Source organism: Streptomyces nodosus (genome assembly GCF_008704995.1).
GTDB lineage: Bacteria > Actinomycetota > Actinomycetes > Streptomycetales > Streptomycetaceae > Streptomyces > Streptomyces nodosus.
Map to the genome: position 1 here is coordinate 4,702,804 of NZ_CP023747.1, position 18,026 is coordinate 4,720,829.

16 protein-coding genes are annotated in these 18,026 nt (G+C 70.9%); 5 read left to right on the top strand and 11 right to left on the bottom strand.

Annotation, left to right across the window (positions count from 1 at the left end; translation table 11 throughout):
- Positions 1 to 39 precede the first annotated feature (39 nt).
- The 3 genes from CP978_RS21295 to CP978_RS21310 all read left to right on the top strand — a co-directional run bounded on the left by CP978_RS21295 (position 40) and on the right by CP978_RS21310 (position 4,871).
- Entirely contained in the window at positions 40 to 723 is a 684-nt protein-coding gene (locus CP978_RS21295; protein WP_043443369.1) for an ABC transporter ATP-binding protein, read from the top strand.
- A gap of 213 nt (positions 724 to 936) precedes the next feature.
- Positions 937 to 4,236 carry a S8 family peptidase gene (locus CP978_RS21305; RefSeq protein WP_043443371.1) on the top strand — a complete coding sequence of 1,100 codons (3,300 nt, stop codon included), beginning with the start codon at positions 937 to 939 and terminating at the stop codon, positions 4,234 to 4,236.
- 251 nt (positions 4,237 to 4,487) lie between these two features.
- The gene (locus tag CP978_RS21310; RefSeq protein ID WP_043443373.1) at positions 4,488 to 4,871 is read left to right on the top strand and encodes a VOC family protein; all 384 of its coding nucleotides are present in this window, start codon (positions 4,488 to 4,490) and stop codon (positions 4,869 to 4,871) included.
- Positions 4,872 to 4,973: 102 nt separating this feature from the next.
- Here CP978_RS21310 and CP978_RS21315 read toward each other — a convergent pair whose 3' ends face one another.
- The 8 genes from CP978_RS21315 to CP978_RS21350 form a co-directional block, all read right to left on the bottom strand.
- Positions 4,974 to 5,690, bottom strand: a complete 717-nt coding sequence (locus CP978_RS21315; protein ID WP_227745424.1) for a DUF2637 domain-containing protein — start codon at positions 5,688 to 5,690, stop codon at positions 4,974 to 4,976.
- Positions 5,691 to 5,713: 23 nt separating this feature from the next.
- Positions 5,714 to 5,893 carry a hypothetical protein gene (locus CP978_RS21320; RefSeq protein WP_144401476.1) on the bottom strand — a complete coding sequence of 60 codons (180 nt, stop codon included), beginning with the start codon at positions 5,891 to 5,893 and terminating at the stop codon, positions 5,714 to 5,716.
- A gap of 329 nt (positions 5,894 to 6,222) precedes the next feature.
- Entirely contained in the window at positions 6,223 to 6,882 is a 660-nt protein-coding gene (gene msrA, locus CP978_RS21325; RefSeq protein ID WP_174498734.1) for a peptide-methionine (S)-S-oxide reductase MsrA, read from the bottom strand.
- A gap of 138 nt (positions 6,883 to 7,020) precedes the next feature.
- Complete coding sequence (locus tag CP978_RS21330; protein ID WP_207312891.1) at positions 7,021 to 8,304, bottom strand: ATP-binding protein; 1,284 nt, start codon at positions 8,302 to 8,304, stop codon at positions 7,021 to 7,023.
- A gap of 140 nt (positions 8,305 to 8,444) precedes the next feature.
- Entirely contained in the window at positions 8,445 to 9,164 is a 720-nt protein-coding gene (gene msrA / locus CP978_RS21335) for a peptide-methionine (S)-S-oxide reductase MsrA (protein WP_043443379.1), read from the bottom strand.
- A 171-nt stretch (positions 9,165 to 9,335) separates the two neighbouring features.
- Entirely contained in the window at positions 9,336 to 10,445 is a 1,110-nt protein-coding gene (locus tag CP978_RS21340; protein ID WP_043443381.1) for a hypothetical protein, read from the bottom strand.
- Positions 10,446 to 10,562: 117 nt separating this feature from the next.
- A complete protein-coding gene (locus CP978_RS21345) occupies positions 10,563 to 12,173 on the bottom strand; it encodes a M48 family metalloprotease (protein ID WP_043443383.1) in 1,611 nt (536 codons plus the stop codon).
- A 209-nt stretch (positions 12,174 to 12,382) separates the two neighbouring features.
- Entirely contained in the window at positions 12,383 to 13,501 is a 1,119-nt protein-coding gene (locus CP978_RS21350) for a hypothetical protein (RefSeq protein ID WP_043443385.1), read from the bottom strand.
- 135 nt (positions 13,502 to 13,636) lie between these two features.
- Between CP978_RS21350 and CP978_RS21355 the strand changes: the two genes are divergently transcribed.
- Positions 13,637 to 14,791, top strand: coding sequence for a cystathionine gamma-synthase (locus CP978_RS21355; RefSeq protein WP_043443387.1), 1,155 nt, complete (start codon positions 13,637 to 13,639; stop codon positions 14,789 to 14,791).
- 57 nt (positions 14,792 to 14,848) lie between these two features.
- Here CP978_RS21355 and CP978_RS21360 read toward each other — a convergent pair whose 3' ends face one another.
- The 3 genes from CP978_RS21360 to CP978_RS21370 form a co-directional block, all read right to left on the bottom strand.
- On the bottom strand, positions 14,849 to 15,097 hold the full coding sequence (locus CP978_RS21360; RefSeq protein ID WP_043449177.1) for a hypothetical protein: 249 nt from the start codon (positions 15,095 to 15,097) through the stop codon (positions 14,849 to 14,851).
- A gap of 68 nt (positions 15,098 to 15,165) precedes the next feature.
- Complete coding sequence (locus CP978_RS21365) at positions 15,166 to 15,669, bottom strand: sigma factor-like helix-turn-helix DNA-binding protein (protein ID WP_043443389.1); 504 nt, start codon at positions 15,667 to 15,669, stop codon at positions 15,166 to 15,168.
- A gap of 227 nt (positions 15,670 to 15,896) precedes the next feature.
- Complete coding sequence (locus CP978_RS21370) at positions 15,897 to 16,403, bottom strand: MarR family winged helix-turn-helix transcriptional regulator (protein ID WP_043443391.1); 507 nt, start codon at positions 16,401 to 16,403, stop codon at positions 15,897 to 15,899.
- A 166-nt stretch (positions 16,404 to 16,569) separates the two neighbouring features.
- On the opposite strand from CP978_RS21370, the gene ilvA reads away from it, so the two are divergent.
- Positions 16,570 to 17,799 (top strand): threonine ammonia-lyase, encoded by a 1,230-nt coding sequence (gene ilvA / locus CP978_RS21375; RefSeq protein WP_043449180.1) that lies wholly within the window; start codon positions 16,570 to 16,572, stop codon positions 17,797 to 17,799.
- Positions 17,800 to 18,026 lie beyond the last annotated feature (227 nt).

The following is an 18,026-nucleotide window of genomic DNA, read 5'->3' on the forward strand; positions in this document are numbered from 1 at the left end:
GGCAGGCCCTCACCCCACCCCAACCAGGAGTCACCCCTCATGTACGTACTCACCGGCGTCACCAAGCGCTATACGCGGGGCAAGGCGATCGTGAACGCCCTGGACGGAGTCGACCTCACCATCGGCGACGGCGACCGGCTCGTCATCCAGGGCCCCACCGGCGGCGGCAAGTCCACCCTGCTGCAGATGCTCGGCGGACTCGACAAGCCGACCACGGGCAGCGTCGAACTCGACGGTGTCGACCTCGCCAAGCTCTCCGAGTCCCGGCTCACCACGGTGCGCAGCCAGAACATCGGATTCGTCTTCCAGTCCTTCAATCTGATCCCGACCCTGACCGCCCAGGAGAACGTCGAGACCGCCCTCGTCCCCCTCGGGGTGAAGACGAAGGAACGGCGCGAACGGGCGGCCGAGGCGCTGGAGTCGGTCGGACTCGGCGAGCGGCTGGGACATCTGCCCGGTGAGATGTCGGGTGGTCAGCAGCAGCGCGTCGCGATCGCCCGCGCGCTGGTGAAGCAGCCCAAGGTGCTGCTCGCCGACGAACCCACCGGAAACCTCGACGAGTCGATGCGCGACGAGATCATGGACGTGCTCGACCGTATGTGGAAGGAGCACGGGCTGACCTTCATCGTGGTCACCCACGACTCCTCGATCGCGAGGAAGGCCCCGCGGCTGGCCACCATCCGCAAGGGGAAGATCACCGTCAAGGAGAACGCCCCCTCGTAGCGGGCCCGTTCGGCTGCGCCCGCCCGCGCCGGGGACTCGCCGGCGCGGGCACGGCGTCAGGAGGCCCTGCGCACCTGCCACTTGAGACCTGCATCACCCGCCGGAGTACTGCAAATTCCGTGGGGTTGACGTATACGCGTGCGAGACTACCCCCACTCGGGTGAATGGGGAGTTCACCCGGTCTCATCCCCAGGGGGAGTCTTGCGCAGACATATGAAAAGAACGTGCGCTGCCGTGGTCGCCACGGCGGCAGCCGTCGCGGCCACAGCGGGTATGACCGGCCCGGTGTCGGCGGCGGCGGTGACGGCGGCGCGCATGGCCGCGACGGGCTCCGCGTCCGAGCACCGGATCACCCTGATCACCGGTGACCGTGTCGTCCTCGGAGCCAAGGGCCGGGTCGTCGGCATCGAGCGGGCCAAGGGCCGCGAGAACATTCCCGTCCAGGTCCGTAAGGCCGGCGGGCACACCTTTGTGGTCCCCGCCGACGCGGCGGGCCTGATCGCCTCCGGGAAGCTCGACGGGCGTCTGTTCGACGTCACCGCACTCGACACCTCCCGCATCCGCAAGGCGCAGAAGAACGGCCTGAAGGTGATCGTCGGCTACCAGGGCACGGCGAACACCGCGAAGGCCGAGGTCCGCGAGGCGGGCACGCTCCGCCGGACCTTGAGGTCGCTGAACGCGGACGCGGTCCAGACGCCGCAGCGGGACGTGCAGGAGCTGTGGAAGGCCGTCACCGACGGCGACAGCGCCGCCTCCGGTATCGCGCACATCTGGCTCGACGGTGTCCGCAAAGCCAGCCTCGACAGATCGGTGCCGCAGATCGGCGCCCCCCAGGCCTGGTCCGCGGGATACGACGGCACGGGCGTCAAGATCGCTGTCCTGGACACGGGTGTCGACACCACCCACGCCGACCTCAAGGGCCAGGTGATCGCCGCCAAGAACTTCTCGGCCGCCACCGGCACCGGCGACAAGTACGGCCACGGCACCCATGTGGCGTCCATCGCGGCCGGTACGGGCGCCAGGTCGAACGGCACCTACAAGGGCGTCGCCCCCGGTGCGAAGATCCTCAACGGCAAGGTCCTGGGCGACGACGGGTACGGCGACGACTCCGCCATCCTCGCGGGCATGGAGTGGGCGGCCGAGCAGGGCGCCGACATCGTCAACCTCAGCCTGGGCGACACCGACACACCCGAGATCGACCCGCTCGAGGAGGAGGTGAACAAGCTCTCCGAGCAGAAGGGCATCCTCTTCACCATCGCGGCCGGGAACGAGGGCGACGACGGCGCCGGGGGCGCCCGGACCGTGGGCTCCCCGGGCAGCGCGGCCGACGCGCTCACCGTCGGCGCCGTCGACGTCAAGGACAAGCTCGCCTCCTTCTCCAGCCGTGGCCCCGGCATCGACGGTGCCATCAAGCCCGATGTCACCGCGCCCGGAGTGGACATCACCGCCGCCTCCGCCCACGGCAGCCTCATCGCCAAGGAGGAGGGCGAGAAGCCGGCCGGCTATGTGACCATCTCGGGCACCTCGATGGCGACCCCGCATGTCGCGGGCGCGGCCGCGCTGCTCAAGCAGCAGCACCCCGACTGGACGTTCGCCGAGCTGAAGTCCGCGCTGACGGGTTCCGCGAAGGGCGGCAACTACACCCCCTTCCAGCAGGGCACGGGCCGGATCGCGGTGGACCGGGCGATCGCCCAGACCGTGCTCGCCGAACCGTCGTCCGTGAACTTCGGCATCGCGCAATGGCCGCACACCGACGACCAGCCCCTCACCAAGGAGCTGACCTACCGCAACCTCGGCGACACCGACGTCACCCTGTCGCTCTCGCTCACGGCCAAGAACCCCACGGGCCAGGCCGCGCCCTCCGGATTCTTCACCCTGGGCGTGCAGGAGGTCACCGTCCCGGCGGGCGGCACCGCGTCGGTCCCTGTCACCGCCGACACCAGGCTGGGCGGCAGCACCTTCGGCGCGTACTCCGCGTATGTGACCGCGAACGGCGGCGGCCAGAGCGTGCGCACGGCCGTGGCCGTGGAGCACGAGGCGGAGGCGTACGACGTCACCCTGAAGTACGTCAACCGTGCCGGACAGAAGCCCACACATCTGACCAGCCTGTTCGACATCACGGGCCGGGACGGCAGGGAGTACCTGTCGAAGACGGCCGGGACCGTCACGACCATCCGGGTGCCCAAGGGCACCTATCTGCTGGACTCGCTCTCGCTGCGGGACTTCGTCTCCGCCAAGGGCGGTATCGACTGGCTGGTCCAGCCCAGGCTGAGCGTCACCAAGAACACCACGGTCACCCTCGATCTGACGAAGGCGAACCCCGCCGACATCACGGTGCCGGACTCCGCCGCCAAGCCCCTTGAGGCGATGGTCTCCTTCACCGACGACAAGATCGGGTTCTATGACGCCTACGCCCTGCCGTCCTTCAAGGACGTGCGGGTGGCGCACGTCGGACCGGAGGTCTCCTCGGGCCTGTCCCAGACCTGGTTCGGACAGTGGACCAAGGGTGGTGCCGCCGAGTACGACATCATCACCAGCGCCAAGGTCAAGAAGCTGAAGGGCGCGCACGTCCACCACTACAAGGCGTCCGAACTGGCCACGCTGAAGGTGAACCTGGGCTCCCCGACCAGCGGGAAGACCGGGGCGGTCTCCGCCTATGCCTTCCTGCCGGGCGACTTCGGCTTCAACTCCCCGGTCCAGCAGAAGCTGCGCGGCACGCGCACGCTGCGCGTCTCGACCGGCGAGAAGGTGAAGTGGGGTCTGGACTTCTTCCAGTTCGGAAGCAAGAAGGACGAGTGGGGCTTCCCGGAGCTGGAGGCGTACTACAGCCTCGACACCCTGCAGACCTTCAAGGGCGGCAAGAGCTACTCCAAGACCTTCAACACGGCCGTGTTCGGGCCGCGGGTCAGCGCCGACTACGGCATCTTCCGTGAGGGCAACGAGATCTACGGTGATCTGCCGCTGTTCGCCGACGGCCAGACGCACTACGGGTTCTCCACGGTCAGCTCGGCCAAGACGACCCTGTACCGCAACGGCACCAAGGTGGGATCGAACAACGACCCGCTGTTCGGCCAGCCCTTCAAGGTCCCGGCCGGAGATGCCTCGTACAAGCTGACGACCTCGGTCACCCGCAGCGCCAAGGTCGCCGGGACCTCCACCCGGGTCGACGCGAGCTGGACCTTCAAGTCCAAGAAGGCCGGCTATGCCAAGCTGCCCGCCTCGACGGTCCGCTTCGCGGCGACCACCGGGCTGGACAGCCGGGTCAAGGCCGGCAAGAAGGTCACCGTTCCGGTCACCGTGCAGGGCTCGGCCGCGGGCAGCAACCTGAAGTCCCTGACGGTGTGGGCGTCGTACAACAACGGCAAGACCTGGACCAAGCTGACGGTCAAGAAGGGCAAGATCACCCTCAAGAACCCGGCGAAGGGCAAGGCGATCTCGTTCCGCGGCAAGATCGTGGACAAGAAGGGCAACACCTCGGTCCTGTCGATCTACAACGCCTACTACGGCAAGTGACCGACGGCCGGACCACGGCATGAGCGCGGGGCCCGCCGGGAGCAACCTCCCGGCGGGCCCTTCCGCGTGGGGGCCCGTGCCGTCCCGAACCGTGCACACCGGCCGAGCGGGCGTCGCCCGGCCGGTTTTTTGGTTTCTTCGCAGGTCGGAGCGGGTGCGGGCGGTCCGGCAGAGCGCTTCGGCGGGTGCGGTGGGGCCCAGCGGTACTAGCGTGGAAGGTGGTCCTGGCGCCCGGCGCGAAGGAGGCACCGATGTCGGTCGAACTGAACCACACGATCGTCGCCGCACACGACAAGGAGGCGTCCGCACGGTTCCTGGCGGATCTGCTGGGGCTGGACGTGGCTCCGGAGTACGGCCCGTTCACCCCGGTACAGATGCCGAACGGGGTGACGCTGGACTACATGGAGACGGACGACACGATCAGCCCGCAGCACTATGCGTTCCTGGTCTCGGAGGAGGACTTCGACACGATCTTCTCCCGTATCCGGACGGCGGGCCTGACGTACTGGTCGGACCCGCACCATGAGCACACCGGCGAGATCAACCACCGCCACGGGGGCCGCGGGGCGTACTTCGACGACCCGAACGGCCATCGGCTGGAGATCCTGACCAGGCCCGACACCGACGAGGGCTGAGCGCCGTCCGGCCGCGGCCCTCTCCCACGGCGGACACGGCGAACGGCACCCGCGTCTGGAGCACGGGTGCCGTTCCCGGTGACTGCGCGGCGCGGCGCCGCATCATCCCCTGCCGGACGGCTCCTTGCCGGGCGCGGCGTGCCGGGGGCGGTATTTCGACGAGATCTGGCCGACCAGCTCCCGGAAACACACCAGCGCGGTGATCGGCGGAATTCCGACGATCACCATCGAGAGCAGGGAATAGGCCGAGTTGCTGATGCACAGGGCCACCGCCGTGGCGGAGGCGACCAGAATGACGCCCCAGGACCGCCGGGCGGTGCGGTGCTGAAGGGACGCCCGAAGAATCGAGAGGGCCGCCACGAACCACGGCCCGTACACCGTAAGCGGCCACCATTGCGCCAGGGGGGACGGAAGAACCATGGAAGCGATGGTGCAGAGCTGGTTGTACGAATAGGCGATGGACCAGCCCAGCATGGCCACGGCGCACGCGGCGATGGTGGCGACCAGGACCGTGACAGGGGTGACTTGCTGGCCGCTGTCGAGGGTGTGGGCCGGGCGGGGGCGCCGGTGGTCGCTCCGCTGACGGTGCTGATCCTCCAGCGGCGGGGGCGCGGGTTCAGGGCCGACCGCCGTGGACAGCATCTGGGCCAGTTCCTCGTCCGGATCCCAGCCGGTGGACGTCATGTCCGAAGCGGAGGCGTTCCAGGCGTGGCGCGTCTCGAGGGGATCGACGGTGTAGGAGCACTGCCCCAGCGCGTAGTCGGTGCGCAGGGCGAACTGAAGGTCGTAGAGGCTTGGCTCGCCGGGAAGCCTGTCCATGCTCAGATCCTCCGCGCCCTCGTTCAGGGCGCTCCATCCAGGGTGCGCAGATATTCGCTTTCCATGTCGCCGATCTTCTTGAGGAAATCCTCGAGGAGATCCGAGCAACCCTTGAGGCGCGTGTCACCGCCGGCTGGGTCGGGCCATACGACTCCACTTCCGACGGGGATCTGATCTTCCGGTTCGTTCCAAGTCACGATCACCTAACGAGCGTCATGCGCCGTGAGGCATCCGGCATTTGGGGGAATGGATCCATGAAAAATCGTTTCTCCGGTCGGATGACCTTACCCGCAGGATGTCATTCGGAATATGCGTGCAGCCATATTCCGGAGAACAGAGCTTCACCCTGCGTCATATGGCCCGGTGAAACGGGTCCGGAAGGCCTCTTCACCGCTCCCGTCCATATGTTCACCCCGTCACTCGCCCGGGGCCATGGCGTCACCGCGCCGCCCACCCGCTCACCCCTTTGTGAACGTCCTGGCCCGCGTCGAGGGCACCGACTCGTCGGAAAGGGGAACCGGAGGGGCGTGCCTCACTGCGGTCCGGGCGGGGCGCCCAGGCTGATGCCCGTGCCGCCGAGGCCGCAGTAGCCGGACGGGTTCCGGTACAGATACTGCTGGTGCAGGGCGCTCGCCGGATAGAAGGGGTGTTCCCCGGCCGGGAGGATGTCGGTGGTGATGGCGCCGTACCCGAAGGGGGTGAGGGCCTCCTGGTAGCGGGCGCGGGTCCGCTCGGCCGCCGCGTGCTGCGCCGCGGAGTGGGTGAAGACCACCGAACGCACATGGGTGCCGAGGTCATTGCCCTGGCGGAAGCCCTGGGTGGGGTCGTGCCCCTCCCAGAACACCCTCAGCAGCTCGCCGTACGACACCATCCCCGGGTCGAACACCACCCGTACGGTCTCCGCGTGCCCGGTGCGCCCCGTCCGCACCTCGTCGTCCACGGGGTGGGGCGTGAACCCTCCCTGGAACCCGGTCAGGGTCGTCCACACGCCGGGAACCTCCCAGAACCGCCGTTCGGCTCCCCAGAAGCATCCCAGGGCGAAGTCCCCGACCTCGTGCCCCTCGGGGTAGGGCCCCTGTAACGGCGTGCCCAGCAGGGCGTGTGCCGCGGGCACCTCGTACGCGGGCGCCGGCCGCCCCGCGGGAGCCTCCTCCCGCGTGGGCATCCGCACCGTACGACTCCTCGCGAACAACACGACGACCCCCTCCGTCTCCCCGCCCCTGCCCCGCACTGCTTCATGACCCTGCCATCGCACCGCGTCGATCGCCATGGGGCGCCCTTCGGACGGCGCTTTTCGGCCGCGTCCGCGCCGAGGGCGGCGCGATCGGCCTCAGAGCCGGCTGTAGGTGTCGATGTCCTCGTTGAACTCCTCGATCGCCCGGGCGGTGAGGGTCGGTCGGGTGTCCGTGATCGCGGTCAGGTAGTCCTCGGTGGTGGCCGAACGGCCCTGGCGGCGGGTGACATTGCGTTCGAACGCCGCCTGCGCCCCCTTGCGGGCGGCGAACTCGATGTCGGCCGGGGTGAACAGTTCGCTCGCCTCGACCAGCCGGGAGACGTCCACCGTGTCCTCGGCGGCCCGGAGATAGCGGGTCCAGATCTCCGCGCGGGCGGTGGGGTCCGGGGGCCCGATCGGGATGACGTAGTCGAACCGTCCCGGCCGCAGAAAGGCCGGGTCGAGCGACCGTACCGAGTTGGTGGCGCAGACCAGCAGCCGGGCGTCGTGCTCACGGAAGCTGGGGATGAGCTTGAGCAGTTCGTTGGTCACCCCGTGCCCGGGGTCGACCGCCCGCCCGGAGCGCACCCCGGCGATCTCCTCGACCTCGTCGATGAAGAGCAGCACCGAGTCGAGCTCCGCCAGGTCCGCGAACGCCTGCCGCAGCGCCATGGCGAGCCCCTCACTCGTGTCGGCCGCGAGCCGGGACGGGAAGAGCTCCACGAACGGCCAGGTGAGCCGCGAGGCCACCGCCTTGGCGAAGCTGGTCTTCCCGGTGCCGGGCGGACCGAACAGGATGACCGCCTTCGGCGGTGCCACGCCGTAGCGGTCGGCCAGCATCGGCTCGATCAGCGGAAGCACGATCCGGCGTTCGACGACCTGCTTCTCCCGCTCCATGCCGGCCATGCCGTCCCAGAGCCCGTCGGGCAGCACCCGGCCGCCGAGCGCCTTGAGCACATCGGTGTTGGCGGTCTCCCGCGGTTCGACCTTCTCGTAGTAGGTCAGGCCGTCACGGGTCTCATAGCCCGAGTGCTCCAGTGCCCGTGTCCCGGCGGCATGGGCGGGCAGCAGGGCGCTGATACGGCGCACCCCCAGCGCCCGCAGGCGCCGTTCCAGCTCGCCGAGGAGGGCACTGCCGATCCCGCGGTCGCGCCAGCGGGAGGAGAGCGCCACCAGAATGATCCAGGCCCGTCTCCCGTTGGCCTGCGCCACCGCGATGCCGACCACGTCGTCGCCGACCACCGCGACCACCGCGGTCTGCCCGGCCTCGGTCGCCGCCATCACCTCGGAGATCGGGAAGACCGGCTCCTCGTCGGGCGGACGGCTCCGGTCCCAGATCTCGATCGCCTGATCGAGATCGTCGTCGTGATAGTCCCGCAGATGCCATGCGGGCATGGCCATCACCTCGCCCGGTCCGAGAGCACCCCATTGTCCCCCGCCGGGGCGCGGACCGCAGGGCCGTGCCGGGCGTGCGGCATTCCCCGGACACTGACAAGGTTCCGCTCCGGGGTGGTGTCAGCGCCCGGGACGACAGGGGACGGTCAGGGGTCCGTGGGTTCCGGGGCGGGGGCGATGCCGGTCGGGCAGGAGGCGCCCCAGTTGGTCTCGAAGGGCGCGGTCAGCTCGACCCCCGTGCCGCCGAGCCCGCAGTAGCCGTTCGGGTTCTTGGCGTCCGAGAGATACTGCTGGTGATAGGCCTCCGCCGGATAGAACGTGCGGCCCTCGGCGGGGAGCACCTCGGTGGTGATCCGGCCGTGGCCCGAGGCCGTGAGGACCTTCTGGTAGGCCTCGCGGGACGCCTCCGCCGCGGCCGCCTGGGCGGGCGAGTGGGTGTAGACCGCGGAGCGGTACTGGGTGCCGACGTCATTGCCCTGGCGGAAGCCCTGCGTGGGGTTGTGGGACTCCCAGAACACCTTCAGCAGGCGTTCGTAGGAGATCTTCCTCGGGTCGTAGACCACCCGGACCGCCTCGGTGTGGCCCGTCAGGCCGGAGCAGACCTCTTCATAGGTGGGGTTCTCGGTGTGGCCGCCCTGGTAGCCCACCAGCGTCGTCCACACCCCCTCCGGGAGCCGCCAGAACGTGCGTTCGGCACCCCAGAAGCAGCCCATCCCGAAGTCCGCGATCTCCAGGCCCTCGGGGTAGGGACCGAGCAGCGGGGTGCCGAGGACGGTGTGGCGGTCGGGGACCTCGAACACAGGCCCGGGCCGGCCCTTGAGCGCCTGCTCGGGGGTGGGCAGCTGCGGCGTTCGGCCGAAGAGCATGAGGGTCTCCCTGTCGGTCTGGGGCGGGCCCGTCCGTCACAGCGGGCCCGTCGGTGCCGCCGCTCCCACGGGCGCGCGAGCCGCGGCACCAGGGTCAACGATCCCGGCGCCGCCCGCATTCCGGTGCCGCAGATTCCGGTACCGGAACGCGCTCCGGCAGCCTGTCGGACGTCAGACGGTCGGCTCGGCGGCGGAGGCGGCCGCCACCGCCGCGGCCGAGGAGTCGCGGATCTGGCAGTAGTACGCGGCCCTGTCGTTCCGGTAGCGCCACGGCAGCGCGTTCACATGGCCGTCGACCAGCTTGAACTGTTCGAGCGCCGCCTCGTCCCGGTCCTGCAACGACAGGTAGTACGCCAGCATGTGCCGCAGCTCGGGCAGCCGAGGATGCGCCGGATCGGCCGCCGCGGCGTCGGCAAGACCGGCGTCGACCCGGGCCACCATCTCGGGTGTGCGGTCGACCGCGTTGTCCTCCGACTCGTCGTGCTCGAAGTGGGCGATCAGCGGCAGCACCGTGAGCAGGCTGCCCAGCGGTGCCGCGGCCGCCGCCCGCTCGGCGAACTCGCCGGCCAGCCGCTCCGAACCGCGCCACTTGGCGCACCAGTACTGCAAGGCCGAGAAGTGCGCCTCGTAGTGGTGCGGGGCACGGCTGGTGATCTCCGCCCACACCTTGTCCATCTGGGAGTTGGCGTAGCCGAGGCCGAGCGCCACCCAGATCTCCGCGATGTACGGGGTGGGGTCGTCGGGGTTCAGCGCGGCGGCCCGCGCCGTCTCCTCACGGGCGCGCACCAGCGTCCGGCGGAAGCCCTCGAACTGTTCCTGGGTGGTGTACTGGGCCCGCTTGCCGCCCCGGATCTGCCAGGCGAGGATGACCGTGCTGCGGGCCCTGACCACGGCGGCGTCCGGGTCGTCGGGGCGTTCCTTCTCCCAGACGAGCAGCCAGGAGTCGTCCTCGGCCGCGCGCTCGCCCAGCAGATATACGAAGGCAGACCGGCGCTCCCAGTCGGGGCCGATGCTCCGCAGCAGGTCGGCGGCGGGCCGCCAGTCCTCGCCGCGCAGCGCGCTCAGGGCGGCCTCCCAGTCGGCGGGCAGCGGTGCGGCGAGGTCGGTGTTCTGCCGCTCGACGGGGAGCAGGCCGAACTGTTCGGCGGCCTTCGCGCCGTCCTCCGTGTTGTCCTCGGGGGTCGGCGAGAAGAACTCCTTCAGAAAGACCCAGGCCAGCCAGAGGGCGAAGAGCAGTGTGGGGACGGCCAGGACGCCCAGGATCCACAGCAGGACGGTCATCGGGGAGAGTCCGTTTCTCGGTCGATGGGGAGAGAGTCGTCAGGGGGACGGGGGACGGGGGACGGGGGACGGGGGACAGGGCGGGGAAAGGGGGAGCGGGGGAAAGGCGGGGGCTGGTCAGGCGGTGCGGGCCGGTGGGAGCAGGGCGCGCAGCGGCCCGGTGTCCGGGTGGTCGGCGAGCGCCGCGTCCAGGGCGGCCTCGAGTGCCTCACCGGCGGCCTCGGTGTCCTCGCCGGGGCCCGGCAGGCGCACCGTCGCCGCCCGCTCCCAGGAGAACTCCCAGTGCAGCAGCGAGTGGGCACTGAACTCGGCCAGCACCATGGTCCGCAGCGCGTCGTGCAGCACGGGGCGGACGAACTCACGGAAGGCACGGCCCTTCGCGGACGCCGCCTCGTCGGACAGCGGCAGCCGCTGCGCCATCCGCCACAACTGCCCGTCGTCGATCACCGTCAGCAGCGAGTCCAGCGTCGGCCGGTCCTTGGTGTAGAACGCCAGGGCCCGGTGCAGCGGGGTGTCGAGGACGGTGAGCGTCTCGGCCATCGAGGCGTCCAGCAGTTCCTCCCAGCCGTCGGTACGGCGGAAGGCCCGCACCTCGTCCGTCAGAACCGCGTCCTCCAGGGCCACCAGGATCTGCTCCGGGTCGGTGAGCAGGGCGAGCGCGGAGCCCTTGGCCTCGTCGTCGCGTCCGTCGGCGGGCAGGGCCTCGATCCGGCGGACGCGTTCCGCGATCGGCGGGTGGGAGTCGTACGGCGACGAGGGCGCCTCGGGCAGTCGTGTGCGCAGCCGCACCAGTTCCAGTGCGCGGGCGGACAGCAGCCGGCCGAAGCCCCCGAAGAACTCGCCGCGCGGCGGCATCAGCCGCGCGGGCATGCCGAGGCCGGCGTAGGAGTCGAGATAGAAGTCGTGCGAGGCGGCGAGCACCCGGACCTCGCGCAGCGCCGAGGCGGTCGCGTCGCGTCCGGTGATCCGGACGGCGGTCAGGTCCGCCGCGTACTCCTGGCCGCGGGCCGTCGACAGCGAGGCCCGCAGATAGAACTGTCCGTACCGGGTGTAGATCCAGGCCATCGTCCGGTAGGTGATCCCGGCCCCGGTGGTGTCGATCTCCCGGGGCTTCTTGCGCCGGGCGGCGGCCTTCTCCTGGCGCGCCCGCTCCTTGGCCACGGTGTGGTCGGCCTTGGCGCGGAAGCGCCCGATGACCCGCCCGATCTGGGTCCGGCCCCGGACGACCAGGGCGGACAGCCGGGTGTCGCCGCCCGTGAAGTGCCCGTACTCATGGGCGAGTACGGCGCGCAGCTGGGCCTCGCTCAGCCCGATCAGGAGCGGTACGCCGAGATAGAGGCGGCGTGGGCCGGGGAGCAGACCGAGCAGCCGGGGCCGCTCGGTGACGCCCGCGTTGACATCGCCGGTGAGCACGATCTCGTCGGGGGCGCGGGTGCCGGCGGCCCGGGCGAGCTCCCGCACCAGCGCCCACAGCCGGGGTTCCCGGGTGTCGGTCACCGGCAGGCCCGGCAGGACCTCGTCCTTGGGTGTGCGGAGCATGAACATGCCGCGCACCACGGGGACGGCCAGCAGGACCGAGACCAGCACGATCTTGCCGGTGACCAGGCCGGGCGCCCAGCGGATCGCCGCCAGGTCGAGGGCGGCCAGCGCCGCGAGCAGCCCCAGGTTCAACGCATGAAAACCGAACAGCAGTATGACGGCGCGCAGTGCGCGCAGAGTTGCGCCCATCGGGCAGATCCCCCCACAGGACCCATGAAACGGACATGGCGAGCGGTGCGACCGCCGGGAGGCGACCGCGGGTGGTGCAGATGTGGGGGGAACGCAAAGTATGCGGAGTACGCCGGAGTATGCACCACCGCAGGTCAGAGGGCAATTCCGGCCCCCTGCCCGGGATCGGGTGCGGGCCCGGGCGCGGGGCACGGTGCTCGGTCCGCTGCTCAGTGGAGCAGTGTCGCGGGACTTCCCCCGTTCGCCTCGTACCCCGCCACCGCCAGTGCGCGGAAGAGCGCATAGTCCGCAGCCGGGTCGGGCGTCAGGATCCAGGGCAGGGCGCCCACATGGCCGTCGACGTGGACCAGCTGGGCCATGGCCTCCGCCCAGCGCTCGCTGCGGACCAGGAAGAAGACCAGCAGATGGCGGACGTGCGCCAGCATGGGGTCGTCGGGGCGGGCCGACTGCACCGCGAAGAGCGCACCGTGGATCGCCCTGGTCACGACCTCGCTCCGGTAGAAGCTGCTGACCAGGTTCACCTCGGGGAGGTGCTCGAAGACCGCGAAGAGCGGCATCGCGGCCAGCAGCGAGCCCCTCGGGGCCCGGGCCGCGGCCGCCTCGGCGAAGGAGTACGCCAGCTCCCGTGTGCCGTGCCACTTCTCGCACCAGTAGTGCAGCGCCGCCAGATGCGCGCCCATATGGGCCGGGGCGCGGTCCAGGATCTTCAGCCACAGCTGCTCGAACTCCGGCTGCGCATAACCGAGCCCGCGGGCCACCGAGAGCTCGATGATGTACGGCACCGGGTCGCCGGGGGCCAGCAGCGCCGCCTGCCCGCACGCCGACCGCGCCTCCTCCATGATGATCCGGAACTCGTCCGTCCCCGGCGTCGAGGTGCGCCACGCCTGCTGCACCAGGAACTCCGCGTGCACCGCCGCCGCGCCCGCGTCCTTGGGCGCCTCGGCCCGCCAGACCCGCAGCCACTGGCCGCCGGGCGTCTCGCTCACTCCGCCGGGCCGTTGCTGCAGCTCCAGGGACGCGGCCCCCGCGAAGGCCTGGACGCGCTGCCAGCGGGTCTCGCCGTCCTTCTCCGTGCCGGCCAGGAGCTGCGAGGCCGCGCGGTGGTCCTGGGTGCGCTGCACCAGGTCCAGGACGTCCAGCAGGTCCTGGTCGGGGCCGGGCATCCGGATGTCCAGGTCCTCCTGGCGCAGAAAGCCGTAGTCCGACGGGTCGGCGGCGTCCGGGTCGCCCGGCAGGACCTGCTGGACACCCGCGCGCCTGCGCATCAGGACGGGCAGCAGGACCATGCTGAACAGTGCCAGCGCCATCAGGACCCAGAGAATCACCATGTCTCAAGCGAACCAGACCGATGCGACACTTGGCCAACCTGTCCGCCGCGCCTGTGGACGACTTACCGCCGCGCTCACCCGGCCCGGAGCCCCGAGGGCGTCATCCCGGGCGCGGGCGCACTACCCTCGGTGCGCATGAGCGACAGGCACATCAGTCAGCACTTCGAGACCCTCGCGATTCACGCGGGGAACACAGCGGACCCCCTCACCGGCGCGGTCGTCCCGCCGATCTACCAGGTGTCGACCTACAAGCAGGACGGCGTCGGCGGGCTGCGCGGCGGCTATGAGTACAGCCGTAGCGCCAACCCCACCAGGACCGCCCTGGAGGAGAACCTCGCCGCCCTGGAGGGCGGCCGCCGCGGCCTCGCGTTCGCGTCCGGACTGGCGGCCGAGGACTGCCTGTTGCGTACGCTGCTGAGCCCCGGCGACCACGTCGTCATCCCGAACGACGCCTACGGCGGCACGTTCCGCCTCTTCGCCAAGGTCGTCTCCCGGTGGGGCGTGGAGTGGTCGGTCGCGGACACCAGCGACCCGTCCTCCGTGCGGGCCGCGCTCACCCCGAGGACCAAGGTCGTCTGGGTGGAGACCCCCTCCAACCCGCTGCTCGGCATCACCGACATCGCCGCGGTCGCCCAGATCGCCCGTGACGCGGGTGCCAGGCTCGTCGTCGACAACACCTTCGCGACCCCCTACCTCCAGGAACCGCTGTCCCTGGGCGCCGATGTCGTCGTGCACTCGCTCACCAAGTACATGGGCGGTCACTCCGACGTCGTCGGCGGTGCGCTGATCGTCAACGACCGGGAACTGGGCGAGGAGCTCGCCTACCACCAGAACGCGATGGGCGCGGTCGCCGGTCCCTTCGACTCCTGGCTGGTGCTGCGCGGCACCAAGACGCTGGCCGTCCGCATGGACCGGCACAGCGAGAACGCCGCCAAGGTCGCCGAGATGCTCACCCGGCACCCGCGGGTGAAGCGCGTCCTGTACCCGGGTCTGCCGGAGCACCCCGGTCACGAGATCGCCGCCAAGCAGATGAAGGCGTTCGGCGGCATGGTCTCCTTCCAGGTCGAGGGCGGCGAGCAGGCGGCCGTCGAGGTGTGCAACCGGGCCCGGGTGTTCACGCTCGGCGAGTCCCTCGGCGGTGTCGAGTCCCTCATCGAGCACCCGGGGCGCATGACGCACGCCTCCGTGGCCGGCTCGGCCCTGGAGGTGCCCGCCGACCTGGTCCGCATCTCCGTCGGCATCGAGAACGCCGAGGACCTCCTGGAGGACCTGAAGCAGGCCCTCGGCTAGACCGGGAGCCACGCGCCGGTGCCGTGCCCGACAGCGGTGGCACCGGCCGAGCCCCTCTCACCAGTCGCTGACGGGCGGAGTCGTCGTGGACGGCGGCTCCGCCCAGGGGTGCGCCGAGGACGCCCAGATCGCGAAGGCGAGGGCCGCGGCGAGCAGCGCCAGCCACAGCAGACGGCGCGCCAGCGCCCGGCGGCGCAGCATACGGCCGCCGCGCCGCACCACCTCCGCGTACAGCTCGGGAGGCACCTGCGGCGGCGTCCGCTCCAGCAGCCGCCGTACCGCCGCCTCCCGCAGGGGAAGGTTCATCGCCCGCCAGCCGTCCCCGGCCGCACGGCCGGGGACGTGCGAGGCTCCGGTGCCACGCCGGGGCCCGCTCACGACGGACTCACCCCGGCCACCGGCGCCACCCGCGCCGGTCCGCTCGGCGGACGCAGCAGCGTCGTCGCCGCCCGCATGCAGAGTGCCCGCACCCGCTCGGCCGACAGGCCCAGCAGCGCCGCCGTCTGCTCCTCCGCCAGGCCCTCGTGCAGCCGCAGCACGAGGACCAGCCGTTCCGGGGGCGAGAGACCGGCGAGGACACCGCCCGGGTCCCTCCGCCACCGGCCGAGCGCCCCGTACCGGGACCAGGTACCGCGCGCGAAGCGGGTGGCCAGATTCCGGCGCGTCCGGTCGTAGGGGTCCTCGTCGCGCAGCCGGTCCCAGGAGGCGTACGTCCGGGCGAGGGCCCCGGTCAGCAGGCGCCGCGCACCCGGGTTGTCGTCCGGAGGTTCCGCGGTGAGCAGGGTCGCGGTCTGCAGCAGCCGCCCGGCCGCACCCGCGACGAACGCCTCGAACTCCCGGTCCCGGCGGGCACCTCGGGACGTACTCCGTTCTCGCACCGCGCCTCCCCCTGAGGGCGATCTGACGGGGACAGAAGCCCCCGTCGTCCGCGGCGGGCACCCGGGTGCGAGGAAGCGCGAGGAAGCACGACCGGCATGCGGAGCGCGTACGGCAAGGACCCGGGTCTCATCTGAGACCGGTCGCGCCCCCGGGTCAAGAGCCGGGAGGGCGCGCATGCCCGCGCGCCGGTGTCGAGGGCGGCGGCCCCGCGGTCAGGACGCCGGGGTCAGGACGCCGGCTGGGACGGGGACCCGGGGCCCGTGTGCGTCGTCTGGAGGGCGGAGAGGGCCCCGTTGAAGCGAGTGAGCAGACCGCAGAAGTCCCGGCGCTCCTCCGGCGTCCAGTCATGCGTCAGTTCGGCCATCAGCCGGCGCCGGGACGAGCGGACCTCCTCCAGCCGGGACAGTCCGCGCGGGGAGAGCTGGAGCACCACCGCACGCCCGTCCTCCGGGTGCGAGGTGCGCTTGACCAGGCCCGTGTCGACCAGCGGGGCCACCTGACGGGTGACCGTCGACGAGTCGATGCCCATGCTCGCGGCGAGTGCCTTGACGCCCATCGGGCCTTCCCTGTCGAGGCGGTTGAGCAGCAGATAGGCGGCGCGGTCCATGGAGTTGCGCACCTGCCCGACCCCGCCGAGCCGCGTCTGTTCGGCGCGGCGTGCGAACACCGCGACCTGGTGCTGCAGCGTGTCCAGAAGACCGGTGTCGCCGAGGGTCGTCATGTCCGTCGACATGTCAGGGGTTGTGGGCATGGCCGGAAGCTCACTTCATGCGTGGGGAGCCGGAAGGTTGGGGGACAGGGTACGCGGCCGGGGCCCGGGGTGTACCGGCGCTGCGCAAACCCGTTCGGTGCTCGGTCGCACCTGCTGTGCACGGGAGCGAACTGCGAGACTGATGGTCATGAACTACAGCACGGCCCGCTCCTTGCCGATGGTGACGCTGGACGATGTGAAGGGTGCGCAGAAGATGCTCGCGGGCATCGCGCGTGTCACCGCCCTGGAGGGCAGCAGACATCTGTCCCGACTGGTCGGCGCGCCGGTGCACCTCAAGTGCGAGAACCTCCAGCGGACCGGTTCGTTCAAGCTGCGCGGCGCCTATGTGCGTATCGCCGGGCTGCTGCCCGAGGAGCGTGCGGCGGGTGTCGTCGCGGCCAGCGCGGGCAACCATGCGCAGGGAGTAGCCCTCGCCTCCTCGCTGCTCGGTGTGCACTCCACGGTCTTCATGCCGAAGGGCGCCCCGCTGCCGAAGATCAGCGCGACCCGTGAGTACGGAGCCGACGTACGTCTGCACGGACAGGTGGTGGACGAGACACTGGCCGCCGCACAGGAGTACGCGGCCGCGACGGGGGCGGTGTTCATCCATCCGTTCGACCATCCGGATGTCATCACGGGCCAGGGCACGGTCGGTCTGGAGATCCTGGAGCAGTGCCCGGAGGTGCGCACCGTCGTCGTCGGTGTCGGCGGCGGGGGACTGGCGGCGGGGATCGCCACCGCGGTGAAGGCGCTGCGCCCGGATGTGCGGGTGGTGGGGGTGCAGGCGGAGGGCGCCGCGGCCTATCCGCTCTCGCTGGCGGCGGGGCGTCCGGTGTCGGTCCACCGCCCGAGCACCATGGCCGACGGCATCCTGGTGGGGCGGCCGGGCGAGGTGCCCTTCCGGATCGTCCGCGACCTGGTCGACGAGGTCCGTACGGTGTCCGAGGACGCGCTGTCCGCCGCCGTGCTGCTCTGTCTGGAGCGGGCCAAACTGGTGGTCGAGCCGGCCGGTGCCAGCCCTGTGGCGGCACTGCTGAGCGACCCCGGCGCCTTCGAGGGGCCGGTGGTGGCGGTGCTGTCCGGCGGCAATGTCGACCCGGTGCTGCTGCAGCGCCTGCTGCGGCACGGCATGGCCGCGCAGGGCCGCTATCTGGCGGTCCGGCTGCGGCTGACCGACCGTCCCGGTGTGCTCGCGACGCTGCTGGGGACGCTGTCGGCGGTGGACGTCAATGTCCTGGACGTGAGCCATGTGCGGACCGACTCACGGCTGGGGCTGACGGAGGCGGAGGTGGAGCTGCACCTGGAGACGAAGGGCCCGGAACACTGCGCGGAGATCGGCGAGGCGCTGCGGGAGTCGGGCTACACCGTCATCGACTGAGGGCCGCCGTCGCGCACGGGACTACGCGTACAGGAGTCTCCGTCGCGTACAGGACTACGCGTACAGGAGTCTCCGTCGTGTACGGACGACGCGTACAGGAGGAGACGCAGCAGAAGAAGCGCAGCACAAGCCATTGAGAGTCGCGATACATCGCGTTACGGTGTGAGTGTCTCGTCGCCTCCGCCCGTCCGGCGGACGACACCCCGCGGAGCGTGGGCGCATGTGTA